This is a genomic window from Burkholderia sp. BCC0405 (assembly GCF_902833075.1).
Classification (GTDB): domain Bacteria; phylum Pseudomonadota; class Gammaproteobacteria; order Burkholderiales; family Burkholderiaceae; genus Burkholderia.
The window spans coordinates 282087-304784 of sequence record NZ_CADFEO010000008.1; the positions used below are offsets into that span (position 1 = coordinate 282087).

Consider the following 22698-nt stretch of genomic DNA (forward strand, 5'->3'; position numbering starts at 1 on the left):
CCGGCCGGTGCCGGCCACGTGCGCCCGCGTGTGCCGGCCGCGCGTTGCGCGCGACCGGCGCCCCGAACCCGCGCGACGCGTCGCGCGGCAGTCTTCCGGCAACGCAGGTCGCGACCGGAAGACCCTGGCAAATCAACGCTTGACGTACTGCTCGATCTCGCCTGAGTTGTCCACCCGCTCGTTCGCCTTCACGACGCCGCCACTGCTGATCCGTGCACCGGCCCGGTTGTCGATACCGCCGTTTCCTGATGCGTTCATCGCCGCGAGGCCGAGCCGGCGCACCTCGCGCGCGTCGAGCCGGTCGCCTCGACGACGATGTCGCCGTTCGGGTCGAAGCGGCGCGCGTTGCCGTTCGCGTCGAGCGCGGCATACGCGTCGATGCCCGCCACCGCGCGTGTCGACAGCGCGTTGCTCAACACCCAGCCGGTGCGGCAGCACCCCTCAGTACCCTTCGCGCAATGCCTTCGGCACGACGTAGCGGCCACGCACCGCGTCGAACTTCACCGTGTAGCGTGCGCGGATCGTCTTGTCGCCGCGCGTGCCCGTTTCCGTGACCGTCAACGGATACACGTCGCCGGTGCCGGTCAGGTCCGGCGTGATCTCGAAGCGACGTTGCTCGCAGCGCGCCCGGGCGTTCGCACAGTCGGTCGAATCCGCGTTGTCGAGCGCCTCGTCGATGCGCGCCGCCGCCAGCACCAGTGCATTGCCGACCGGCAGCCAGATCGAGCGGAAGCTTTGCGAATAGCCTTGCCGCATGTCACTTTCGCCGATGACGAACCCGAACAAATGCGGCCCGAGCCGCTCGATGCGCACGGTGCCAGGCTCGCCGCGCCCGCCCGACGCGATCTCCGTTTTCTTCATGACCGGCTCGAGCGTCTTGCCGTCCGCCGCCGGCTTCAGCACGTACAGGTCGATCGTGCCGGTCGTCGCGTCCGAATCCATCCCGGGCATCCCGTTCTGCACCGCTGCCGCGGTCTCGCCGCACATCGCGAGCAGCGTGCGCGGGCCATCCGCGGTCGCGACGCGCAGCGAACCGCACGGCGCATGGACAAAATCGTCCCCGTCCGCCTGCCAGCCCTTGCGGTCCGCGCGCCACTTGCCGTAAGTGTCGTGGAGAAAGGTTTTCAGTTGATGGTCGGGCTGCGCAGGCTCGGCCGCCTGGATGGGCGACAACGCGGAGAGTGCGGTGAGCGCCGCGAGTGCGCCCAGCGCGGCGAGCGGCTTCAGATGCTTGTTCCGGTGCGGGACTGTCATGACGAGGATCGTTCTGGTCGAAAAGGTGTGGGGCGAAGGGTGGCGGGCACACACGATCACGGTTGCCGTGGCGCGATGCCGGTGCCGTCCGGCTTCAGCCGCGCGGCTGGCACCCACCCTTCGGCGATGCCGCGTGTGCGCGGATTCAGATAGACGACCGACGTGAAGCGGCCATAGTCGGTGCGCGCATCGACGTGGTCGTGCTCGACGATGAACAGCCCGTCGATCCGGCATGCGTCGTCCGGCGCGGAATAGAACGGCAGGCGCCCCTTGCCGGTGACGACGCGCCCGGCGTCGCTGCCCGTCACATCATCGCCCTGCGCCTGCGCGCGGCGGTTCAGCGCATCGCAATCGACGGCGTTGCGCACGGGGGCGGCCGGCGCCGCCAGGGCAATGCACGTCGACACGAATCGCGACAACGCGCGCCGGTCGATATTCAGCACGTCCGGCCGGTCCGGATCGCGCGTGACGTCGAGCGCACGCATCGCCTGCGGATCGAGCGTCACCCAGCCGATCGTCGCCTCGCGATTCGGGGTGCCCGGGTGGTCCGGTATCGTGTACAGCCTGACGCGGTAGACGTCGCCGTCACGCTCGTCCACGTCGGCACGGATGTCGCGCCGGTTCATCTGTGTCTGCCGCAGTGCCGGCACGATCAACCGCGTCAGTTGATCGTTGCACGACGCCAGTGGCGCGGCGGCGGCCGTCTGTACGGCCATTGCGCCCGACCATGCCATGGCAGCATGCACGGCGGCAACCGCGGCGAACCGGCGGCGGCGTACGGCCTCGCCATTCGCGCCGGCCGGCGTTACGATCTCGTTCTTCACCCAGGCTCCGTTCGATGCGCACGGGAATCTGCCCGCGAGCCCGTAGCGTACACGCACGGCGCGGCACCGCAAACGCGCATCGCACCTGCCGACATGGACCTACGCATGAACCTCACCTTGCAGGATGTCGCATGGCACCGGTCGGTCGGGCGGCTCATCGAGTCGCTCGATCAGCCGGGCTTCTGGCTGGCGCTGATCCGGCTGATCGAGGAATACGTCGCGGTCGACAGCTGGGTCGCGCTGACGTTCGGCGACGGCCGCCCGCAGGTGTTCGCCGAATGCCCGTACGAGGGCGGCGGCCCCGACCCGCTGTTCCGCGACTACGTGCAGGGCCTGTACCAGCTCGACCCGTTCTACATCGCGAACCGCGACGCACCGAAGAGCGGCCTGTTCCGGCTGTCCGACGTTGCGCCCGAGTGCTTCCGCGATACCGAGTACTACACGCGCTATTTCACGCACAACGTCGTCGAGGACGAGGTGCAGTTCAACGTCGTGCTCGACGACGCGCGCACGCTGTGCCTGTCGCTCGGCAGCAAGCGGCGTTTCAGCCCCGAGCAGGTTGCGCTGCTCGACCTGATCCGGCCGTGGGTGGCCGCGCTGATGCGGCAGCGGCTCGCGTTCGAGCCTGCAACCGCGGACCCTGCGCCGCCGCGCCGGCCCGGCGCGCACGACGGCTTCGAGCAGGCGATGGCGCGGCTCGGCACGCCGCTGACCGCACGCGAGCTCGACGTGATCCGGCTGATCCTGAGCGGGCGCTCGAACAAGGAAGTCGCGAACAAGCTGTCGATTTCCGCCGAAACGGTCAAGGTGCATCGCCGCAACATCTACGGAAAGCTCGCCATCAACTCGCAATCGGAGCTGTTCTCGCTGTTCCTGAACGCGCAGACCGGCCCCTGACAAGCGTCGCGGGTCACGCATGTCGGCGCTCGCCGCCACTGGCGGCGTCACGGATCAATACCCCCGAAGGGTTAACGCGCCGGCGGGATGGGAAATCCGCCGCTTCGGCGCATACTGGGGCCTCCTTACCCCCTTCCGGCGCCACCGGCGACGGGCCCCTGCCACCAAAATCGCCATGAAACTGAAGCTCGATATCGTCCAGCTCGCCGGCCGCGACGGCGACACGCACTACAACCTGCAGCGCACGCTCGAAGCGATCGCCACCTGCGCCCCGGGCACCGACATCGTGATGTTTCCGGAAGCGCAGCTCACCGGCTTCCTCGATCCGTCGAATCTTGCCGAATGCGCCGAGCCGCTCGACGGCGCGAGCGTCGCGGCGGTCATCGCGGCCGCGCGTGCACGCGATGTGGCGGTCGTGGTCGGGCTGATCGAGAACGACGGCGGCCGCTTCTACAACACCACCGTGTTCGTCACGCCGGACGGCATCGCGCTGCGCTATCGCAAGACCCACCTGTGGGTGAGCGAGCGCGGCGTCGTCCTGCCCGGCGACCGCTACGCGACGATCGAATGGCGCGGCGCACGGATCGGCCTGCTGATCTGCTACGACAACGAATTCCCCGAAACCGGTCGCGCGCTCGCCGCACTCGGCGCCGAGCTGATCCTCATCACCGACGGCAACATGGAGCCGTACCGCCCGGTCCACCGCACGTCGGCAACGGCGCGGGCGATGGAGAACCAGGTGTTCGCGGTAGTCGCCAACCGCGTCGGCGGCAGCACGCACGACGTCGTGTTCGCGGGCGGCAGCCTCGCGGCCGATCCGTTCGGCAACCTGATCTTCGAGGCCGGCCATACCGAATCACGTCATGCGGTCGAACTCGATTTCGACCAGCTCGCCGCGTCGCGTGCGGTCTACGACTATCGCCGGGATCAGCGCCTGCCCATCGCGGGCGAACGCATCGAGCACGCCAACGGCCTTCGCGAACTGCTGATTCCGTAAGCGCTTGCCCGCCCGCGGCGGCGACATCCGTTACGTCGGGTCGGGCACCTCGATCGCCAGCAGCGCCGAACTGACCGACTTGCCGTGCGCGTCGAGCGCGAGCGAACGCGTGACGCCGCCGCCGAGCGCATCGCGCAGCACGAAATTGAATGCACCGAGCGCCGGCAATTCGTAACGCACGACGTTGCCATGCACGATGCCCGCGAGCCACGCCTTCACTGCGTCGGCATCCAGATGCGTGCGCAGGTGATCGTAATGGCGCGGATCGCGGCAGATGACCGACACGTTCAGCGTATTGCCCTTGTCGCCGGTGCGCGCATGCGCCAGTTCACGCAGTTGCATCATGCCTCCACGAATGAAAACGACGGCGTCACGGCCGCGCGCGGCAGCAGCACCGACTGCACGGCGATGACCTCGCGCGTCGACTTGAACGCGCCGCCGCCGCCGGCCGGCCCGTTCGTATAGAGCGTCTCGACTTCGTTGCCGATGCGCGCCGCTTCATCGGCGCTCGCCGCGCGGCCGGCCACCCGCACGCGCACCTCGGCCGGCTCGCCGCGCACGGCCGGCGTCGCGTCGCCATAGAGCGAATCGACACCGATCAGGTCGAAGCGCAACTCGGTCGCGGCGACGCCGGTCAACGCCAGCCGCTCGCGGACGATCTCGAGCGCGAGGCGCGCACGTTCGAGCGCGCCCGGGCCGCCGTACGAGATCTGGCCTTCGCCGATCCAGCCGTCGACGTAAGCCACCGACACCTTCAGCGTATCGGGCCGCGCGGTGCCGCGCCCGCCCGTCACGCGCACGCGATCGATCGCCTCCTCCACGACCGCCACGCGCGTGAAATCCGCGACGACGTCGGGTTGCAGATAACGCGCCGGGTCGTGAATCTCGTAGAGCAGCTGTTCCTTGCAGGTCGCCGCGCTCACGCGGCCGCCCGCGTGCGACACCTTCGTGATCACGACCGCGCCGTCGGCCGCGACTTCGCCGATCGGGAACCCGAGCCGCGCGAGGTTCGGCACGTCCTTGTAGCCGGGGTCTGCAAAATAACCGCCCGTCACCTGCCCTGCGCATTCGAGCAGATGGCCGACGACCGTCGCCTGCCCGAGCATGTCCCAGTCCTCCATCCGCCAGCCGAACGCGTGGATCAGCGGCGCGGCGAACAGCGACGGATCGGCGACGCGCCCGGTCAGCACGACGTCCGCGCCGGCCGCAAGCGCATCGACGATCGGCGCGGCGCCGAGGTACGCGTTCGCGGACACGATGCGGTCGCGATATCCGGCGACGTCGTCGCCGGATTCCTCGAAGCGGAATGCGCCGCGCAGCACCACGTCGAGCACGTCGTCGCCTTCGACCGCCGCCACCTTCAGCTTCGCGAGGCCAAGCGATTGCGCGATCCGTGCGGTGCGCCGTGCGGCCGCACGCGGATTCGCCGCACCCATGTTCGACACGATGCGCACGCCGTTCGGCGCGGCGACCGGCAATACCGCGCGCATCCGCGCATCGAGCAGCGGGTCGTAGCCGAGTGCCGGGGCCTTGCGCCGCGCCTGCTGCGCGATCGCGATCGTGCGCTCGGCCAGGCATTCGAAGACGAGGTAGTCGAGCTGCCCGTGTGCGGCCAGTTCGACCGCGGGCTCGATCCGGTCGCCCGAGTAGCCGGCGCCCGCGCCGATGCGCACACGCCGTTCAGGTTGCTTTGCTGTCATGTCCGTACCGTCGTCCGGCGGGTTTCGCCGCCGGGAAAGATCAAAAGATGCCCAGCGCGACGCACGCGACCGTCATCACGATCGACGCGCCGAACAGCAGCGGGAAGGTGAATTTCTGGTGCTCGGCCAGCTCGATGCCGCACAGGCCGACGACGAGGAAGGTCGCGGGCGTCAGCGGGCTGACCGGGAAGCCGGTCGTCATCTGGCCGAGCAGCGCGGCCTGCCCGACCTGCACGGCCGGCACGCCGAGCTGGCCGGCCACCTCGGCGATCACGGGCAGCACGCCGAAGTAGAACGAATCGGGATCGAACAGCATGCTGAGCGGCATCGACGCGAGGCCGAGCGCCACCGGAATGTGGCCGGCCATCGACGGCGGCACGAAGCCGACCGCCGCCTGCGCCATCGCCTTCAGCATCCCGCTGCCCTGCATGATCCCCGTGAACACGCCGGCCGCGAGCAGGATGCCGGCCATCATCAGCGCGGCGCGCGCATGCGCGTCGATGCGCTTTCGCTGCATGTCGACGTCCGGGTAGTTCACCATCAGCGCGATGCACAGCCCGACCATGAACATGATCGCGGGCGGGATCTTCTCGCCCATCACGACCATCGTGCCGAGCACGACGAGCGTCAGCACCAGGTTGAACCAGAACAGGTGCGGCCGGCGCAGCGCCTGCTCGTCGGGCGTCAGTTCGCGCTTCGGCAGCGGAATCGATGCATCGTCGCGCGACAGGCCAAGCCGCTTCTCCTCGCGCCGCCCGAGCCAGTACGCGACACCGAACACGAACACGAGCCCGATCGCCTGCACCGGGATCAGCGGGTTGAACAGCGCCGACACCGGCAGGTGCAGCGACGCCGACGCACGAATCATCGGCCCCGTCCACGGCAGGAAGTTGATACCCGCGGCCATCGACACCGCGGCGGCCAGCACGCGCCGATCCATCTTCAGCCGGTCGTACAGCGGCAGCACGGCCGGAATCGTCACGAGAAAGCAGACGGCGCCCGAGCCGTCGAGGTGGATCAGCAGCGCGAGCAGCGTCGTGCCCATCACGATGCGCGTCGGCCGCGTGCCGACCGCGCGCAGGATGCGGTCGATGATCGGGTCGAGCGTGCCGGCGTCGGTGATCGTCCCGAAATAGAGGATCGCGAACACGAACATCCCGACGACGGGCGCGAGGCCCTTCAGCCCGTCGATGACGAACTTGCTCGTGTGCAGCCCGAAGCCGCCGATCAGCGATGCGGCGATCGGCACGACGATCAGCGCGACGAGCGGCGACATCCGCTTCGACAGAATCGCGGCCAGCAGCACGACGATCGTGCCAAGCCCGAGTAACGGCAACATCCGTGTCTCCTACCTTGTCTTTTGTTGGAGACGAGCGTAAGGTCGGCGCAGCGATAGCACAATTGAAATGATTTGATCGCAGCAATCACGAGTCGTTATGGATCTGAACCTTCGCGACATTCGCGCGTTCGTCACCGTCGCACAGGCCGGCAACTTCACGCGCGCGGCCGCGCGCCTGCACCTGTCGCAGCCGGCGCTGACCGTGCAGATCCGCCGGCTCGAGGAGATCGTCGGCGCGCGCCTCTTCGACCGCAATAGCCGCAGCGTCGCGCTCACGCAGACCGGGCGCGAGCTGCTGCCGCTGCTGCAACGCTCGCTCGACGACATGGAGCGCGTGCTGCGCGATGCGCGCGCGCTCGGCGAAGGCACGAGCGGCACGGTGCGGCTCGCGTGCCTGCCGACCTTCGCATCCAGCATGCTGCCCGAGCTGATCCAGTCGTTCCGGCGCGACGTGCCGCGCGCGGGCTTCGAGATCCGCGACGGCGTCGCGAGCCTCGTCACCGCGCTCGTGCGCAATGAGGAAGCCGATCTCGGATTGACCGGCGGCGACGCGTTCGATACGTCGCTGGAGGTGCTGTATGCGGGCGCCGACCGGCTCGTCGCCGTATGCCCGAAGGATCACCCGCTCGCGCGCAAGCGCCGCGTGAGCACCGCCGACGTCGCGGCCGTGCCGCTCGTGCTCACCGCACAGGGCACGAGCGTGCGCAGCGTCGTCGATGCCGCGCTGGACGCGGCCGGCTGCACGCCCGACATCGCGTGCGAACCGACCTACATGATGACGGCCGTCGCAATGGTGCGCGGCGGCCTCGGCGTGACGATCCTGCCCGCGACCGCGCGCGAGGTGCGCGCCGAGCCCGAGCTGGTCGCGAAGCCGATCGACGATCCCGCGTTCGTGCGGCCGATCGCACTCGTCACGAAGCGCGGCCGCACGCTGCCGCGCGTCGCGCAGGCGTTCGCCGAAACCATGCTGACGGAATTGAACAAGCGCGCGTGAACCGCGCGCCAGGATCGGCGGAACCGGCAGCCCGCCCGGCGCTTATTTCGCGTCCGGATCGACGTGCAGCGATTCGCCGATCGCATAGAAATTGCCGCCCGCGATGTAGTGCAGGCTGCGCAGTGCCGGATCGGCCGATTCGAAATACCAGTGGCCGTCGCGGAACACGCGCGTATCGGACCACGCCGCGACCACCTCGCCGATGAACAGGTCATAGGCCTGCTGGTTGTGCGGCTCCGGAATCAGCTTGCACGCGAGCCAGCCCGAACATCCGGCGACGAACGGCAGATCGTGGCCTTCGACGTCGAACAGCGCGACGCCCGCTTCGCGCAGCTTGTCGGGCCACTCCGCGAGACTGTGGCTGCCCACCGCATGCGTGAGCCGAATCTGCGCGGCCGTCGGCACCTGGATCACGAACGTGCCGCTGCGCTCGACGAGCTCGCGCGTCTTCGCGGTCTTGTCGAGCACGACCGTCAGCTTCGGCGGCAGGAAGTCCAGCGCGCACGCCCATGCGGCGGCCATCACGTTGTCGACGCCATCGTGGCGGGCCGACACGAGCACGGTCGGGCCGTGGTTGAGGAGACGGTAGGCCTTCTTCAGCTCCACCGGAGCGATGTGACTGTCCATACGGGTTCCTTGGAGAACGTCGCGCACGGACGGATGCCGTGCGGCGCGGCGCCGGCCGGCGCGCGTGCGCGCAGCCGGGCCGGAGGCCGCATTCTCGCACCCAATTTCAATCGGCGCAGATTCGCCCGATCCGTCACTTCGCGAACAACTGGCCGATGTCGCGGAACGCCTTGAATTCGAGTGCATTGCCGCACGGATCGAACAGGAACATCGTCGCCTGCTCGCCGACCTGCCCCTGGAACCGCACATACGGCTCGATCGCGAAGGTCACGCCGAACGCTTTCAGCCGCTCGGCCAGCGCTTCCCAGCTCGGCCAGTCGAGCACGATCCCGAAATGCGGCACCGGCACGTCGTGACCGTCCACCGCGTTCGTATGCGCGCTTGCCTGCGACGCGGTCTTCGGATGCTCGTGGATCACGAGCTGGTGCCCGTAGAAGTCGAAGTCGACCCACTGCGCGCTCGAGCGCCCCTCTGCCAGCCCGAACACACGGCCGTAGAAATCGCGCGCGGCCGGCAGGTCGTAGACCGGGATCGCCAGGTGAAACGGGGAAAGACTCATGGTTGCCTCGTGATGGAACGCTCGCGTGGCGCGAGGACGGCACCATGGTAGTCAAGGTCAATCAGAAATTAAATCAATATATAGTTTCGTCATTCACAAATGGAATTGATGAATGATCCGCGAACTGAAAACCCTCGTCGCCGTCGCCCGGGAAGGCACGTTCGCCGCGGCCGGCAACCGTATCGGGCTCACGCAGGCGGCCGTGAGCGCGCAGATGCAGCGTCTGGAAGCCGAGCTTGGCTTCGCGCTGTTCGACCGGCAAGGCCGCTCGGCGCGGCTCAACGAGCGGGGTCATCACGTGCTCGACCAGGCGCAGGCGCTGATCGGCCTGTACGAGAACCTGAGCTCGACGGCCCCCGGTTCGCCTGCCAACGTGCGCGTGACGATCGGCGCGATCGCGTCGGTGCAGAGCGCGCTGCTGCCGGCTGCGCTCGCCGAGTTCCATCGCCGGCATCCCGCGTGCCGCACGCGCGTGATACCGGGGCTGTCGATCGAGCTGGTCAACCGGGTCGATGCGGGCGAGATCGACCTGGCCGCGATCATCCGGCCGCCGTTTTCGCTGCAGAGCGACCTGCACTGGACGACACTCGCGCAGGAACCGTTCCGGCTGATCGTGCCGCGCGGCGTGAAAGGCAGGGACTGGGCCGAGTTGCTCGCGAGCGAGCCGTTCGTGCGCTACGACCGCGCGTCGTTCGGCGGCCGCCAGGTCGACCGTTTCCTGAGGAAGATGCACATCGCGGTGCGCGACACCTGCGAACTCGACGAGCTCGACGCGATCGTCAAGCTGGTCGAGAACGGTGTCGGCGTCGCGATCGTCCCGCAGACCGCCGCGTATCGCCGCTGGCCGGCCGGCGTGCGCGCGCTCGATCTCGGACACCATACGTTCCACCGCGACATCGGGCTCGTGCATCGCGCGCGGCGGACGATGTCGGAACCGGCGCAGATGCTGGCACGACTGATCGAAGCGGCGTCGCGGCAGGCGGCCTAGGCCTGTTCACGCTAATAACGGGCGTGCGCTGGCCCCACGAATGATTTTTCCAAACAGGGGAACGTGCGTTGCCGGCCGCATTGCGGCGTCGCGCGTCGCTTGTCCGGCTCGGCCAAACGGCGCTCCTTGCTTCTTGCTCTGCAGCCGGCAACGCACGTTCGCAAGCCCGTTATTAGCGTGAACTAGCCCTGGGGCCGATGTTGCAAATCAGCGCCGCCCGGCCGCCCAGTCCACCGCCGCGTCGAACAGCGCGAGCCCGGCCGGCGACAGGTTCACGAACGTGTCGTTGTCGAGGAAGAACATCACGCGGCGCGCCGGCGCGAGCGCTTCGTAGTCCATCGTCGCGCCCTTCTCGTACGCGAAGATCGCGGCCTTGTCGGGCTGGCCGTACACGGTTGCAATCGTGATCGCGCCGAGCCCCGGCTTGCCCCAGCTCATCGGCGCCTGCTTGCCGTACACGTTCGTCGCGCCGGCCGGTAGCCCGGCCGAGATCGGGTGCGGCGCATTGACGAGCCACAGGTAGCGCTCCTTGCCCGTTTCGCCGAAGTCGACGTCATGACGCTTGCCCGTCATCGCGAGATCGTCGAGCAGGTCGTTTTCCCAGGTCACGAGCGGCTTGTCGAGCGTGCGCCAGCCGGGCCGCACGTTCTTCGACGACACCGTCGACGAAATCACGACCAGGTCGGCGTCGCGCGCCGCATCGGGCGTGGCCGACTCGTCGATCAGCTGCACCGCATAGCCGCGTTCGCCAAGATGCTGGCCGATGCGCTCGTCGACCTTCAGGTTCGGGCCGCGCAGCTGGACGAGCATCGCGACACGCGTGACGGCCTGCGGTGCATCGACCGCCAACGCGGGGGCGGCCGCCCCTGCGCCGAGGCCGAGGCCCGCGCCGATCGCGAGCACCGAGCCCGCGATCGCGCGCAATGCGCGACGCCGCGCGCCGGCGGCAACGGCGCGCACGGCGCCGGTCTTCATGTTCCGGTTCATCTGGATCGTCTCCGAAGCCACGCGCCGCCGTGACGGCCGCGCGGCGATTGCGTGGTCAGAACTGCAGCGTGGTGAGCAGCGACACCTGTCGCGCATCGCCGATCGCGACGAAGTAACGGTTCGCGCTCGACGGGTAGTAGGTGCGATTGAAGAGATTCTTCACGTTGAGCTGGAACGACAGCTTCTGCTTGCCGATCCGCGTGTCGTACGTGGCGAACGCGTCGGCGAGCACGTACGAAGGCAGCGTGAAGCTGTTCGCCGAATCGCCGGGCCGCGCGCCGACGTAGCGCACGTCCGCGCCGATGCGCAGGTCGTCGCCGCCCACCACCGTGCCGAAGTCGTAGACGGCCGCGAGCGACGCGGTGTGACGCGCGACGTTCCACAGCTGGTTGCCCGTGTACAGCGGATCCTCGGTCGTCTTCGCGTCGATGTACGCGTAGCTCGCGATCACGTTCACGCGCTCGCCGAGCTTGCCCGACACGTCGAGCTCGATCCCGCGCGAGCGCGCCCTGCCCGACGTGCGCCAGTCGGTCAGCCTGGTTGCGTCGTTGTACTGCGACACGAGCACGTTCTTCTTGTCGATGTTGAACAACGCGAGCGTGCCCGTCATCCCGCCCGGCAGGTCGAGCTTGCCGCCCACTTCCCACGCGGTCGCTTCCTCGGGCGGCGTCGCGCCGTCGATGATGTAGCCCGTCATCGGCGCGATCGACGACGACGGCTTCAGCGACTGCGAATAGCTGCCGTACAGCGAGAACGTGTCGGTCCACTTGTAGACGACGCCCGCGCGCGGCAGCCATTTCGAGCCGCTGAGATCGGTGTTCGCGACGAACGGCCGCCCCCGCCCCGCGACCTGGTTGTACGTGATGTAGCGCAACCCGCCCGACACGATCCACTTGTCGGTCAGGTGGATCGTGTCCTGTACGAACGCCGACGCATCGTGCAGCGTGTCGGTCTGGTCGCTGTCGCTCGCCGACACCGTGCTCGACGGCGGCAGCAGCCCGTAGACGGGATCGAGATAGCTGAACGGCGTCTTCACGGCCTGCCGCAGCATGTCCTTGCGGTAGATGCGGCGGTATTCGGTATCGAAGCCGACCTGCACGTCGTGCCGCATCCCGCCCAGCATCAGCCTGCCGTTCACGTAGCCGATCCCGTAGCTGTCGGTGCTGAGCGAGCCGTGCGTCGCGTCGTTGCTGCGCGTCATCGTGCCCTTCACCGGATCGACGCCCGTCGTGCGCAACTGGTTCGCGTCGTAGGTCTCGCGGTTGTAGCTGTAGCCGAAATGCGCGCTCCAGTCCGCGTTGAACTGGTGATCGACGCTCAACTGCGCGAGGTGCGATTCGCCGTCCATGTTGTTGAACGGCTCGTCGATGCGCCGCCGCGCGGGAATGTCGAGCGGCGCGTTGGTGCGCGGGTCGAGCGCGGTGCCGCGATCGAACGGCGAATGGAATTTCCGGTACTGGTAGGACACCGCGACCTGCGTATCGCGGCCGTACCACGCGAGCGACGGCGCGACGAAGGTCTGCCGGTATTCGCCGAAGTTGCGCCAGTACTGCTCGTTCGACTGGTCGACGATCAGCCGGTAGGCGAGCCGCGAATCGCCGACCGGCCCGGTCGAATCGAAGGTTGCGCCGCCGCCGTTCTTGCCGTGCCCGAACGTCGACGCGCCGAGCGAGATCGCGTTGTAGCGCTTGAGCTGCGGCTGCTTGGTGACGACGTTGACCACGCCGCCCGGGTCCATCAGCCCGTACAGCAGCGACGTCGGCCCCTTCAGCACCTCGACGCTGTCGACCGCCGCGTTGAACGCGCGCCCTTGCACGAGCGGCATCCCGTTCTGCATGACCGAACCGTCGCGATTGCCGCCGAAGCCGCGCTTCATGATCGTGTCCTGCGTGCCCGCGAGCGTGTTGCCCTGCGTGATGCCGCTGACGTTGCCGAGCGCGTCGTCCAGGTTGCGCGGACGCTGGTCGCGCAACACCTGCGCAGGCACGATGTTGACGGCCTGCGCGGTATCGAGCAGCGGGATCTCGGAACGCAGCACGCCCGCTTCCTTCGGCGCGCGATAGCTTTCGGCGCGCAGCGCGCTCGTGCGCACATTGATCGCGGGCAACTCGGCGCCCGCGGCCACGCCGGCCGCCACGGGCCGTGCGACCGAACCGTCCGCGCGCTTGAGCGTATAACCGCCGCCCGGCTGTCGCAACGCGACGAGCCCCGTGCCCGCGAGCAGGCGGTCGAGCGCGCCGTCGACGTCGAAGCGGCCCTGCACGCCGCCGCTCTTCAGGCCGGCGGTCAGCTCGGCCGGAAACGCGAGCAGGATGCCCGCGTCGCGGCCGAACCGGTTCAGCGCCGCTTCGAGCGGCCCGGCCGGAACGTCGAACGCACGCCGCGCCGCGCGCTGCGCGGCCGGCGCCGCATCGGCGTCGGTGTCGGCCAGCGCGGGCAGCGGCAGCAGCGCCGACACCAGGACGGCGCCGGCCAGCCGGCGCGCGAGGCGACCCGGCGCGGCGGGTGCAGCCGCGCGTGACACGCGCGGCAGATGTCGGGCAGGCGCCGGACGGCGCCGATACGTGAGACGGATGGAAACCATGATCGGGAAGTCGGTGGACGATGGGACAGTGCGGCTTTCATTACCCATGTCACGCGACCATCGAGAAACAGCTCAGGTCGGCGGAAAATTTTTTGATGCGCTCACGAACGGGCCGGCACGACCGTCGCCCAGTAGCGCGTCAGGTAGTGAACGTCGATCGGCAGCGTCGCCTTCAGTGTGTCGAGCACGCGCGCGGGATCGTCGAGCGGATAGGTGCCCGACACGCGCAGGTCGGCCACGGCCGCATCGCAGCGCAGGCTGCCGCGGCGATAGCGGTCGAGCTCGGCGACGAGGTCGGCCAGCCGCATGCGCGACGCGACGAGCATGCCGCTCGTCCACGCGGACGCGTACGCATCGAGCGGCGCCGCCGCGTCGATCGTGTCGCGCGTGAAATCCGCGCCCTCTCCGGCCGCGATCACGCGCGCGCCGGCCGACGCGTCGCCGGGCCGCACGCGCACGGCACCGGCGAACACCTCGATACGCGTCGCGCCGTCGCGCTGCCGCACCGCGAAGCGCGTGCCGAGCGGCCGCAGTTCGCCCTGCGCGGTCGCGACGACGAGCGGCCGCGCGGGCACGCGATCGTCGTGGCCGCTCGTCACCATGACCGTGCCGCGCAGCAGGCGCAAGTGGCGCACCGTATCGTCGAAGCGCACGTCGAGCGCCGTGTCGGTATCGAGGACGACGATCGTGCGATCCGCGAGCGTCACCGTGCGCCGCTCGCCGACCGCCGTGCGCAGGTCCGCCGGCCAGATCACCGCACGCCGCGCGGGTTCGGCCATCCATGCGGCGCCCCCCGCGAACAGCAGCACGGCCAGCGTCTTCACGGCCGCGCGGCGGCGGCCCGCACGCGGCGGCAGCAGCGCCGCGTGGGCGGCCTGCGGGTCGAGCCCGGCTGCCAGCCCGCCGAACCTGCGCTGCATCGTCTCGATGTGGCGCCACGCCGCGTCGTGCGCGGGATCCTCCGCGCGCCATTGCGCGAGCGCGGCGTCGAACGCTGCATCGGTACGGCCGGCCTGCCGGTCGACCCACCATTCGACCGCGCGACGCGCAACCTGCGGCGGCACCGCCGGCGCTCCCGGGGCGGTCATCGGTCAGGCCGCCATCGCGAAGAAGCACTGCGTGCCGGCCTTCACGAGATAGCGCTTCACCGTCGCGAGCGACACGCCGAGTTCGCGCGCGATCTCGGCCTGCGTGAGCCCGTCGAGCTGCGCGAGCAGGAACGCCCGCTTCGCCGCGAGCGGCAGGCCGTCGAGCAACCGGTCGATCTCGAGCAGCGTCTCGAGCACGACGGCCCGCTCCTCCGGCGACGGCGCATGCGCTTCGGGGCGCAGCGCGAGCGCATCGAGATACGCGCGCTCGATCTGCTCGCGCCGCCAGTGGTTGCTCAGCACGCGCTGCGCGACCGTCGTCAGGAACGCGCGCGGCTCGTCGGCGCCGATCGGCTCGTCGCGCGCGAGCAGGCGCATGAACGTGTCGTGCGCGAGATCGGCCGCGCGATGCGCGCAACCGAGCTTCCGGCTCAGCCAGCCGCGCAGCCACGCGTGGTGGCCGGTGTAGAGAGCGTCGATTTCTCGATGAAGAAGCAGCTTGTCAGCGGACATGGCCGGGTTCCGGGGTGCGCACGCGTCAACGATTTTGTAAATGAGAATGATTATTATATACAAAAGTAAGGTAGCGACTGCTGCTTTGGCGTGCGGGCGACGTCGCTGCGGCGACGGATGGTCAAGCCGCGTATCGTCCGCCGACTGCGACCCGCACGCGGATATCACATCCGCTCCAGCCCGGCCAATTCGATTCGTTCAATAATGATTTGACGGATCGATAACAATATTGAGATTGCGGCAATTCGCCCGAAAATCGCGCCGAATTATCACGCCCGATGTAAAACGCAATGAAAAAATCGCGGAACGGCAACCCATTGATACGAAGCGATCAATAATTCAAATCCCTCAAAAATGCATTTCCGGGAACACGCCTGTCGGGATCAGGCCACAACGGAGAATTTCATTTTTGCCGTTCGATTGCGACTCGGTAGTCTCCTGCCATTCCGGATCACGAACACACCCATGCGCAAGGAGATGACATGAAACGCACGACCCTCTCGCTGATTTCGCTCGCGTCGTTCGCGGCGATGCCCGTCGCGCATGCGCAGTCCAGCGTCACGCTGTACGGTGTGATCGACACGTCGATCACCTATGTGAACCATGCACAAGGCAAGGACAACGCATGGATGCTCGGCAACAGCAGCGCGGGCAACCTGGCCGGCAGCCGCTGGGGCGTGAAAGGCAGCGAGGATCTCGGCGGCGGGCTGAAGGCGCTGTTCCAGTTGGAGGACGGCTTCGACCCGAGCAACGGCCGGCTCGGCCAGGGCGGCCGCATGTTCGGCCGGCAGGCGTTCGTCGGCCTGACGAGCGACCGCTACGGCACGCTCACATTCGGCCGCCAGTACGATCCGCTCGTCGATCTCGTGCAGGGCATCACCGCCGACAACTATCTGGGCAGCGCGTTCGCGACGCCGGGCGACGTCGACAACTACGACAACAGCTTCCGCGTCGACAACGCGGTGAAGTACACGTCGGCCGTCTATGCGGGCCTGCAGTTCGCGGCGATGTATTCGTTCGGCGGCATCGCCGGGAGCACCGGCGCCGCGAATTCGTATTCGGCCGCCGTGTCGTACAACCACGGGCCGTTCAGCGTCGCGGGCGGCTACTTCCACACGACCAACAGCCCCGCGTCGAACACGCTCCGCAGCGGCTGGACGAGTTCGTCGGACGGCACGTTCGACGGCCCGATCAACAACGGCTATGCGAGCGCGCATTCGATCGGCATCGCCCGCATCGCGGGCCAGTACGTCGCCGGCCCGTTCACGTTCGGCCTTGGCTACAGCAACGCGCAGTACCGCCGCGATGGAAGCTCGGCGTTCGGCTCGAACGAGCACTACAACACGGGGCAAGGCTTCGTGAACTACCAGGCGACCAACGCGCTGCTGGTCGGCGTCGGCTACAGCTACACGCGCTCGGGCGGCGACACGTCGGCCACCTATCACCAGGTATCGGCCGGCGCGGACTACAACCTGTCGAAGCGCACCGACGTCTACCTGACCGCCGCGTACCAGCACGCCAGCGGCCGGACCGGCGACGGCAACGGCGGCTCGATGGCCGCACAGGCGTCGATCGGGTCGTACGGTTATGCGGGCACGAGCTCGCAGACGATGGTCAACCTCGGCCTGCGCCACCGCTTCTGATGCAAAACAACGGCCGGCTGCGCGTCGCGCGGCCGGTCGAATCCGCATTGGCCGACACGGCGGCATCGGCCGCCGTTGTTTCCGGATCGCCGCGTCATCGCCCTTTTCATCCCGAATATCGACTGCCGCGCGATTTCCATCCCGTTTGATTCAGCACCGATTTTCCCCCAGCAAATGACGCGATGCGTCAGCATTCCAGCACCGTCACTGCCCCGGTATTCACGCGATAATCCGGCCATTTTTACCGATAATGCTTCGCCGCCCCCCCGCGATCGGACGCGATAAAAATGCGTGGCGAACGCATGGGCAAATGCAAAGGAAAGTTTGACGCGAGCCATTTGCCTGCTCGCTATGGCACACTTCGCGTCTGCGTAATTTCCTTGCACCGGGCGGCCGGATTCCGCCCCATCCTGCCATGCCGCGTCAGACAACCCGTTCGATCAGCCGAGAAACGCTGAAAATCGCCTCGACGATCGCGATGGCGTGCGCGCTGCACGGCGTCGCCCGGGCCGATTGTCTCGACGACGCGGCCGCGTTCCAGCACGTGAGTGTCAGCCTGATGCGCGGCATCGCGCAGGTCGAGTCGGGCATGAATCCGAACGCCGTCAACACCAATACGAACGGCACGGTCGACATCGGCCTGATGCAGATCAACAGCACCTGGCTGCCGACGCTCGCGCGCGAAGGCATCACGCGGGAGAGCCTGTTCGATGCTTGCACGAACGCGTATGTCGGCGCGTGGATCCTGTCGCAGAACATTCGCCAGCTCGGCGCCAACTGGAACGCGATCGGCGCGTACAACTCCGCATCGCCCGACAAGCGCCTCGCGTATGCACGCAAGGTCTATGATGCAATCCGCACCATGGCGGATTCGCCGGATACTCCCATGCCTATCCTTCCACCGTCCTTTACGCCGCCGCAACAGGCCCAGGCGTACAACCCGTTCGCGAGCCTGAGCGTGTCGGCGCCGCCCGTCACGCGTCCGCGCACGATCTCGTCGGCCCCGCCGCCCCCGCCGCCGCAGGGCGGCCCCGCCGGCCCGGCCGGCTCGTACAACTTCGGATGGACGGTCACGGGCGCCGACCAGGCGAAGCCGACCCAGGTCTTCGACGATGGCGCGCGGGTGTATGTGCAGTTCAGCGACATGAAACACGTGCCGGCGATCTTCACCGAGACGTCGTCCGGCCGCGTGCTGATGTCGTGGGAGCTGCAGTTTCCGTATGCCGTCCTGACGCGTCCCGCGCAAACGTTGATCTTCCAGCTCGGGCCGTTCGAGGCGCGTGCGCAGCGTAGCGCGGGCAATGATGCCGGCATGACGGCGCAGGCAGGTACGGCGGGCCCGGCGACGGCTGCGGCCGCGGGCTCGAAAAAGTCGGCGAATACGGCGGCGAATACGGCAGCCGGTCCCGCGGCAACCGCCTCAAAACGCACGGCGTCGGCCGATGCGCTGTGGTACGTGAATACGCCTTCGACGTCGGGAACCACGGCGGCCTCGCCGTCGACCGCGAACATTCCGGCCACGCTGCCGACGGCCATCACGTCGAACACGCCGCCGCCCGCGCCGGCCCAAGTGCCGGCCGCAGCCGCTCAGCCTTCGCGCGCCAGCGCGGATGCGCTGTGGTACATCTCGAAGTAGCGCACCGCCGGCCCCACGTGTCGCGCGGCGATCGTTTCTCCACGATCGGCGGCAACTTGGACGGGTTCAGGTCGCCCACCCATTGCAGGGCTGCCGCGCCGTTCTTCCTGAAATACGCGCGCAGATAGCGCGACGTGACGATTCCCCTGCGGAATCGTCGCGTCGATCGCCTGCCCTGGACTGCGTCGACAACACGGCAATGCCGGGCACCGCACGCATGCCGCCAATTCACTCGCGTACCCGCAGGCACGCCACCGCCGGCCCAACGCCTCACCCGCGCCGCACCCAGATCACCTTGCCGTCGCGAATGCCGAGATTGCGGCGTTCCTGCCGGTAATCCATCGTGCCCGGCAACGATTTGCCGTCGCGCTCGAGCACGCGCCACGGGCAACCGTCGAGCAGCGCGGCCGCGTCGGCCTCGGCCTTGCCGACCAGCGCGTCGTCCGGCCCCGCGTCCGCCTTGCATGCCTGCGACGTGACTGCCGGCTCGCCGTTCATCATCATGCCGCCCGCGGTCGCATTCTTCGTTTTCATGTCCGTGCATCCCGCAAACGTTGCGCCCGCAACCAGCGCCATCATCATCGCGATCGTCTTCTTCATCGGTTTCTCCCTTGCGCGCCCGGCGAAACAGGTGCGACGCGCCTCGCCCGCCGGGCGTTGCATACATGATTGGTTTGCGCGCATCGCCAGCCGTGTTCCGGCGGATGCCGGCCGGCCAACCGCGACCTCGTGCGCGCCGGCTGCGCCGGTTCGGCTAGCGGAGCCTCGGGCCCGGCACAAAGCCACAGCCACAGCCACAGCCACAGCCGCCTGCATGTTACCGCAGGCGGTCGGCCGCCACGGCGCGGCGCCCACGCATCGCGCAGCGCCATGGCTCGATCTCGCCGTCCCATGCCTGCCGATGCAACGCGGCGCTCGGGGCCACCGTCGACAACCGGCTCAGAACTTGTACGTCACGCCGGCCATGCCGTAGTAGTTGCTGCGCGTCTGGACGATCGGGCTGTCCCCATAGCGCCCCAGCAGCCGCGTCATGCCGCCGGTCGCGCGCACCGCCCAGTGCCGCGACAGATCCCAGTTCCACGCAAGCGACAGCGTCGCGCTGTCGACCCCGCCGCTCGTCGAATACGGCCGGAACCCGCTCGTCATCGACTGCGCGTCGGTCACGCCGTAGAACGTCTGCATGTAGCGGCCCGTGCCGGCATGCACGCTGCCCGTCACGACGATCGTGTGCCGCGCGGCCGTGAACACCGGCACCGCGAGGTCGACATGCCCGGACAGGCCGCGCGACGCATGCGTGACCGGCGCGTCGATCGCGACGGTCAGTTCGCCGCCGTCCAGCAGCTTCACGCCGGCACGCAAGCCGACGAGCACCGAACCCGGAACCCGCCCCATCCCCTTCAGGTGGTTCGAACCCGGCAGGTCGAAGCGGTTTTCGTCGGCGCGGCCCGCGTCGTAGCCCAACGCCGCCGACACGAACGCGCCGTGCGGCAAGTCCAGCCGGTAGCCGGCGCCCTGCGTGCCGTCAATGAAGAAGCCGTTGCCGAACATCGCGGAAAACGACGGCGCGACCACGCCGCGATACTGGTTGCTCCCCTGGTAGCGCGGGGCGAATCCGCCGCCGAGCGATATCGCATACTGGTTTTCGGCGTGGGCGACGGCGGCAAGGGTCAGGCCGGCAAGCGGCATGCAATAGCGCAAGGAGCGGAGAGATGGGCGCACAATATTGAAATAAGAGTGACGGAGCCCGCAGTCTAGGGATCGCCGCGCGCCGGGACTGTCCGGAATCTGCGGTGAATCTGTGCGCAAATGTGTTCGATTGTTCCTGATTGTCGTACGGCCGCCCCGGCCGTCGGAACGCCGGATAGAATTCGCGTGCCGCGCGCCCGCGTGCAGGGGTGGAAGACGACGCGCGCATTCCGAGGAGACCATGAAGAACGACAATCCGCTCAAATACCGTGTGCTGCTGATCGAGGACGACGACCGCCTCGCGCAGCTCGTGCGCGAATACCTCGACGGCTACGAATTCGCGGTGACGGTCGTGCGGCGCGGCGATCTCGCCGTCGCCGCGGTACGCGAGCACCGGCCGGCGCTGGTGATACTCGACCTGATGCTGCCGAATCTCGACGGGATGGAAGTCTGCCGGCGCATTCGCGCGTTCACCAACATCCCGGTGCTGATTCTCACCGCGCGCGCCGATGTCTACGACCAGGTTGCGGGCCTCGAGACCGGCGCCGACGACTACGTGACGAAGCCGATCGAGCCGCGCGTGCTGGTCGCGCGCGCCCGCGCGCTGTTGCGCCGTGCGCAGCCCGCCGCGCCGGAACCGGCCGCCGCCGAGCCGCAAGCCCTCGTGTTCGGCGAGCTGACGATTTCGCCGCCGAACCGGACGGTCACGTGGCGCGGCGAGCCGGTCGACCTGAAGACCACCGAATTCAACCTGCTGCTGATCCTCGCGCGCGCGGCCGGCACCGTGCTGAGCCGCGACGACATCCTGAAGCAGCTGCGCGGGATCGAGTTCGACGGACTCGACCGCTCGGTCGATTCCGGCATCTCGAAGCTGCGCCGCCGCTTCGAGGATGCGTCGTCGGAGCCGCACCGGATCAAGACGATCTGGGGCCGCGGCTACCTGTTCAGCCCTTCCGCCTGGGACGAGTAAATGCTGCGCCCGCTGATCAAGCTGTACCTCATCGTGATCCTGTGCGGCGCCGCCTCGATCGTGTTCATCCAACTCTCGTTCGACAGGATTTTCTACGAGCGCGCGGCACAGGCGCAGCGCGATTCGCTGACCACCTACGCGTTCGTGCTGAACGACTACCTCGAACGCCATCCGGGCGCGCAGCGCATGCTCGCGCTGCGCGAACTCGCGCAACACGGCAACGAACGATTCGGTTTCGTGACGATGGCCGACGCCCGTGCGCAACTGAGCGGCGCGCCGCTGCGCGACCTCGACGCCGGCAAGATCGCAATCAGCTACGACAGCAGGAACTACTACATGCCGCTCGCGGACGGCTCCGTGCTCCATGCGCGCCCGATCGAGCCCGCCGACCTCGACATCAAGATCTATGCGTACCTGGTGATCGCGTTCGCGGCGCTGTTCGCCGTCGCGCTGTGGACCTCGTATCACTGGCGCGACCTGCGCCGGCTGCAGGAAGCCGCGCGCGCGTTCGGCGCGGGCAACCTGTCGACGCGCGTGAAGCTGTCGGGCCGGTCGAACATCTACGAGCTGTCGCAGCAGTTCAACGACATGGCCGAACGCATCGAAGCGTCGATCAAGCAGCAGCGCGAAATGATGCACGGCATCTCGCACGAACTGAAGACGCCGCTCGCGCGGCTCGAATTCGGGCTCGCGCTGCTCGCGGAGCCCGACGAGACAGGCCGCATGCGCGAACGCCGCGACGCGCTGCGGCGCGATGTGCGCGAGCTCGACGAACTCGTGACCGAGCTGCTGACGATCGGCCGGCTCGAACAGGGCGCGAGCCAGCTCGCGCCGATGGAAGTCGTCGTCGATGCGCTGCTCGACAGCGTCGCCGGCAACGTCGCGAACGACATCGTCGATCGCGGCATCACGCTCGACGTGTCGGCGCTCGGCGCGCCCGCGACCCACGTGTGCGACCCGAAGCTGGTCGCCCGCGCGTTGCTGAACCTGATCCGCAACGGCGCGCGCTACGCATCGCGCACGGTGCTGCTCGCCGCCGAGCGCAACGCGTCCGGCGCGCTCGTGCTGAGCGTCGACGACGATGGCCCCGGTATTCCGGCCGCCGAACGCGCCCGCGTATTCGAGCCGTTCCAGCGGCTCGACTCCAGCCGCGACCGGCAGACCGGCGGCTTCGGGCTCGGGCTCGCGATCGTGCGGCGCGTCGCGCTGGTGCATGGGGGCGACGTGCGGCTCGAGGATTCGCCGCTTGGCGGCGCACGCTTCGTGATCACACTGCCCGCGCTGGCGCTGCCGGCCAATCTGCTCGATTTGCCGGACACCCTCGCGCGTACCGACGCGTTCGGCGGCAGCGCCGGCATGGCCATCCCGCGGCAATGAAGCGCGCGGCAGGCGCCCCGGCCGCCTTCGCCTGA

The 22698-nt window shown here is 68.4% G+C and carries 23 protein-coding genes; 8 read left to right on the forward strand and 15 right to left on the reverse strand.

Annotated elements, in window-relative coordinates; all coding sequences use genetic code 11:
- Positions 1–132: 132 nt before the first annotated feature.
- Genes HWX36_RS37630 through HWX36_RS16240 form a run of 4 tightly spaced genes read right to left on the reverse strand, consistent with a single transcriptional unit; the run spans position 133 to position 2078 of the window.
- Entirely contained in the window at positions 133–258 is a 126-nt protein-coding gene (locus HWX36_RS37630; protein WP_279613388.1) for a hypothetical protein, read from the reverse strand.
- The gene (locus HWX36_RS16230; protein ID WP_175953053.1) at positions 255–416 is read right to left on the reverse strand and encodes a hypothetical protein; all 162 of its coding nucleotides are present in this window, start codon (positions 414–416) and stop codon (positions 255–257) included. Before HWX36_RS16230 ends, HWX36_RS37630 begins: the two co-directional genes overlap by 4 nt.
- Positions 417–441: 25 nt before the next feature.
- Positions 442–1254, reverse strand: a complete 813-nt coding sequence (locus HWX36_RS16235) for a topoisomerase IV (RefSeq protein ID WP_175953054.1) — start codon at positions 1252–1254, stop codon at positions 442–444.
- A 56-nt stretch (positions 1255–1310) separates the two neighbouring features.
- Positions 1311–2078 carry a hypothetical protein gene (locus tag HWX36_RS16240; RefSeq protein WP_175953055.1) on the reverse strand — a complete coding sequence of 256 codons (768 nt, stop codon included), beginning with the start codon at positions 2076–2078 and terminating at the stop codon, positions 1311–1313.
- A 105-nt stretch (positions 2079–2183) separates the two neighbouring features.
- On the opposite strand from HWX36_RS16240, the gene HWX36_RS16245 reads away from it, so the two are divergent.
- Together HWX36_RS16245 and HWX36_RS16250 are read left to right on the forward strand one after the other, a co-directional pair.
- Complete coding sequence (locus tag HWX36_RS16245; RefSeq protein WP_175953056.1) at positions 2184–2975, forward strand: helix-turn-helix transcriptional regulator; 792 nt, start codon at positions 2184–2186, stop codon at positions 2973–2975.
- A gap of 175 nt (positions 2976–3150) precedes the next feature.
- Entirely contained in the window at positions 3151–3972 is an 822-nt protein-coding gene (locus tag HWX36_RS16250; protein WP_175953057.1) for a nitrilase-related carbon-nitrogen hydrolase, read from the forward strand.
- A gap of 30 nt (positions 3973–4002) precedes the next feature.
- On the opposite strand, the gene HWX36_RS16255 is transcribed toward HWX36_RS16250, so the two are convergent.
- From HWX36_RS16255 to HWX36_RS16265, 3 genes are read right to left on the reverse strand one after another with little or no spacing between them, the layout of a single operon-like run.
- Positions 4003–4314, reverse strand: coding sequence for a hypothetical protein (locus tag HWX36_RS16255; protein WP_175953058.1), 312 nt, complete (start codon positions 4312–4314; stop codon positions 4003–4005).
- Positions 4314–5672 carry an acyclic terpene utilization AtuA family protein gene (locus HWX36_RS16260; RefSeq protein WP_175953059.1) on the reverse strand — a complete coding sequence of 453 codons (1359 nt, stop codon included), beginning with the start codon at positions 5670–5672 and terminating at the stop codon, positions 4314–4316. Before HWX36_RS16260 ends, HWX36_RS16255 begins: the two co-directional genes overlap by 1 nt.
- 40 nt (positions 5673–5712) lie before the next feature.
- Positions 5713–7011, reverse strand: coding sequence for a citrate:proton symporter (locus tag HWX36_RS16265; protein ID WP_175953060.1), 1299 nt, complete (start codon positions 7009–7011; stop codon positions 5713–5715).
- Between the two features lie 97 nt (positions 7012–7108).
- Here HWX36_RS16265 and HWX36_RS16270 point away from each other — a divergent pair, with 97 nt between their 5' ends.
- Positions 7109–8005 (forward strand): LysR family transcriptional regulator, encoded by an 897-nt coding sequence (locus HWX36_RS16270; RefSeq protein ID WP_175953061.1) that lies wholly within the window; start codon positions 7109–7111, stop codon positions 8003–8005.
- 42 nt (positions 8006–8047) lie between these two features.
- Here HWX36_RS16270 and HWX36_RS16275 read toward each other — a convergent pair whose 3' ends face one another.
- Complete coding sequence (locus tag HWX36_RS16275; RefSeq protein WP_175953062.1) at positions 8048–8632, reverse strand: flavin reductase family protein; 585 nt, start codon at positions 8630–8632, stop codon at positions 8048–8050.
- A 133-nt stretch (positions 8633–8765) separates the two neighbouring features.
- Positions 8766–9191 carry a VOC family protein gene (locus tag HWX36_RS16280; RefSeq protein ID WP_175953063.1) on the reverse strand — a complete coding sequence of 142 codons (426 nt, stop codon included), beginning with the start codon at positions 9189–9191 and terminating at the stop codon, positions 8766–8768.
- A 112-nt stretch (positions 9192–9303) separates the two neighbouring features.
- Between HWX36_RS16280 and HWX36_RS16285 the strand changes: the two genes are divergently transcribed.
- A complete protein-coding gene (locus HWX36_RS16285; RefSeq protein WP_175953064.1) occupies positions 9304–10179 on the forward strand; it encodes a LysR family transcriptional regulator in 876 nt (291 codons plus the stop codon).
- 207 nt (positions 10180–10386) lie between these two features.
- On the opposite strand, the gene HWX36_RS16290 is transcribed toward HWX36_RS16285, so the two are convergent.
- Genes HWX36_RS16290 through HWX36_RS16305 form a run of 4 tightly spaced genes read right to left on the reverse strand, consistent with a single transcriptional unit; the run spans position 10387 to position 15351 of the window.
- Positions 10387–11166: a hypothetical protein gene (locus HWX36_RS16290; protein WP_175953065.1), complete on the reverse strand. Its 780-nt coding sequence runs from the start codon at positions 11164–11166 to the stop codon at positions 10387–10389.
- Between the two features lie 55 nt (positions 11167–11221).
- On the reverse strand, positions 11222–13798 hold the full coding sequence (locus tag HWX36_RS16295) for a TonB-dependent receptor (RefSeq protein WP_175953066.1): 2577 nt from the start codon (positions 13796–13798) through the stop codon (positions 11222–11224).
- A gap of 53 nt (positions 13799–13851) precedes the next feature.
- The gene (locus HWX36_RS16300; protein WP_175953067.1) at positions 13852–14838 is read right to left on the reverse strand and encodes a FecR domain-containing protein; all 987 of its coding nucleotides are present in this window, start codon (positions 14836–14838) and stop codon (positions 13852–13854) included.
- Between the two features lie 3 nt (positions 14839–14841).
- A complete protein-coding gene (locus HWX36_RS16305; RefSeq protein WP_175953068.1) occupies positions 14842–15351 on the reverse strand; it encodes a sigma-70 family RNA polymerase sigma factor in 510 nt (169 codons plus the stop codon).
- Positions 15352–15833: 482 nt separating this feature from the next.
- On the opposite strand from HWX36_RS16305, the gene HWX36_RS16310 reads away from it, so the two are divergent.
- On the forward strand, positions 15834–16994 hold the full coding sequence (locus tag HWX36_RS16310; protein ID WP_175953069.1) for a porin: 1161 nt from the start codon (positions 15834–15836) through the stop codon (positions 16992–16994).
- A 415-nt stretch (positions 16995–17409) separates the two neighbouring features.
- The gene (locus HWX36_RS16315; RefSeq protein WP_175953070.1) at positions 17410–18630 is read left to right on the forward strand and encodes a transglycosylase SLT domain-containing protein; all 1221 of its coding nucleotides are present in this window, start codon (positions 17410–17412) and stop codon (positions 18628–18630) included.
- A gap of 270 nt (positions 18631–18900) precedes the next feature.
- Here the strand turns inward: HWX36_RS16315 and HWX36_RS16320 are convergent, their stop codons facing one another.
- Together HWX36_RS16320 and HWX36_RS16325 are read right to left on the reverse strand one after the other, a co-directional pair.
- Complete coding sequence (locus HWX36_RS16320) at positions 18901–19230, reverse strand: hypothetical protein (RefSeq protein WP_175953071.1); 330 nt, start codon at positions 19228–19230, stop codon at positions 18901–18903.
- 339 nt (positions 19231–19569) lie between these two features.
- Entirely contained in the window at positions 19570–20316 is a 747-nt protein-coding gene (locus HWX36_RS16325) for a MipA/OmpV family protein (protein WP_175953072.1), read from the reverse strand.
- A gap of 241 nt (positions 20317–20557) precedes the next feature.
- Between HWX36_RS16325 and HWX36_RS16330 the strand changes: the two genes are divergently transcribed.
- Entirely contained in the window at positions 20558–21286 is a 729-nt protein-coding gene (locus tag HWX36_RS16330) for a response regulator transcription factor (RefSeq protein ID WP_175953073.1), read from the forward strand.
- On the forward strand, positions 21287–22663 hold the full coding sequence (locus HWX36_RS16335) for an ATP-binding protein (RefSeq protein ID WP_175953074.1): 1377 nt from the start codon (positions 21287–21289) through the stop codon (positions 22661–22663).
- Positions 22664–22698 lie beyond the last annotated feature (35 nt).

What these genes read in the sequence shown, in the direction of transcription:
- HWX36_RS16270 (WP_175953061.1), top strand. Translation starts at nt 7,109, where the DNA reads ATGGATCTGAACCTTCGCGACATTCGCGCGTTCGTCACCGTCGCACAG.
- HWX36_RS16285 (WP_175953064.1), top strand. Translation starts at nt 9,304, where the DNA reads ATGATCCGCGAACTGAAAACCCTCGTCGCCGTCGCCCGGGAAGGCACG.
- HWX36_RS16315 (WP_175953070.1), top strand. Translation starts at nt 17,410, where the DNA reads ATGCCGCGTCAGACAACCCGTTCGATCAGCCGAGAAACGCTGAAAATC.
- HWX36_RS16265 (WP_175953060.1), bottom strand. Translation starts at nt 7,011, where the DNA reads ATGTTGCCGTTACTCGGGCTTGGCACGATCGTCGTGCTGCTGGCCGCG.
- HWX36_RS16335 (WP_175953074.1), top strand. Translation starts at nt 21,287, where the DNA reads ATGCTGCGCCCGCTGATCAAGCTGTACCTCATCGTGATCCTGTGCGGC.
- HWX36_RS16300 (WP_175953067.1), bottom strand. Translation starts at nt 14,838, where the DNA reads ATGACCGCCCCGGGAGCGCCGGCGGTGCCGCCGCAGGTTGCGCGTCGC.
- HWX36_RS16235 (WP_175953054.1), bottom strand. Translation starts at nt 1,254, where the DNA reads ATGACAGTCCCGCACCGGAACAAGCATCTGAAGCCGCTCGCCGCGCTG.
- HWX36_RS16290 (WP_175953065.1), bottom strand. Translation starts at nt 11,166, where the DNA reads ATGAACCGGAACATGAAGACCGGCGCCGTGCGCGCCGTTGCCGCCGGC.
- HWX36_RS16250 (WP_175953057.1), top strand. Translation starts at nt 3,151, where the DNA reads ATGAAACTGAAGCTCGATATCGTCCAGCTCGCCGGCCGCGACGGCGAC.
- HWX36_RS37630 (WP_279613388.1), bottom strand. Translation starts at nt 258, where the DNA reads ATGAACGCATCAGGAAACGGCGGTATCGACAACCGGGCCGGTGCACGG.
- HWX36_RS16310 (WP_175953069.1), top strand. Translation starts at nt 15,834, where the DNA reads ATGAAACGCACGACCCTCTCGCTGATTTCGCTCGCGTCGTTCGCGGCG.
- HWX36_RS16320 (WP_175953071.1), bottom strand. Translation starts at nt 19,230, where the DNA reads ATGAAGAAGACGATCGCGATGATGATGGCGCTGGTTGCGGGCGCAACG.
- HWX36_RS16325 (WP_175953072.1), bottom strand. Translation starts at nt 20,316, where the DNA reads ATGCCGCTTGCCGGCCTGACCCTTGCCGCCGTCGCCCACGCCGAAAAC.
- HWX36_RS16255 (WP_175953058.1), bottom strand. Translation starts at nt 4,314, where the DNA reads ATGCAACTGCGTGAACTGGCGCATGCGCGCACCGGCGACAAGGGCAAT.
- HWX36_RS16280 (WP_175953063.1), bottom strand. Translation starts at nt 9,191, where the DNA reads ATGAGTCTTTCCCCGTTTCACCTGGCGATCCCGGTCTACGACCTGCCG.
- HWX36_RS16330 (WP_175953073.1), top strand. Translation starts at nt 20,558, where the DNA reads ATGAAGAACGACAATCCGCTCAAATACCGTGTGCTGCTGATCGAGGAC.
- HWX36_RS16275 (WP_175953062.1), bottom strand. Translation starts at nt 8,632, where the DNA reads ATGGACAGTCACATCGCTCCGGTGGAGCTGAAGAAGGCCTACCGTCTC.
- HWX36_RS16305 (WP_175953068.1), bottom strand. Translation starts at nt 15,351, where the DNA reads ATGTCCGCTGACAAGCTGCTTCTTCATCGAGAAATCGACGCTCTCTAC.
- HWX36_RS16245 (WP_175953056.1), top strand. Translation starts at nt 2,184, where the DNA reads ATGAACCTCACCTTGCAGGATGTCGCATGGCACCGGTCGGTCGGGCGG.
- HWX36_RS16260 (WP_175953059.1), bottom strand. Translation starts at nt 5,672, where the DNA reads ATGACAGCAAAGCAACCTGAACGGCGTGTGCGCATCGGCGCGGGCGCC.
- HWX36_RS16295 (WP_175953066.1), bottom strand. Translation starts at nt 13,798, where the DNA reads ATGGGTAATGAAAGCCGCACTGTCCCATCGTCCACCGACTTCCCGATC.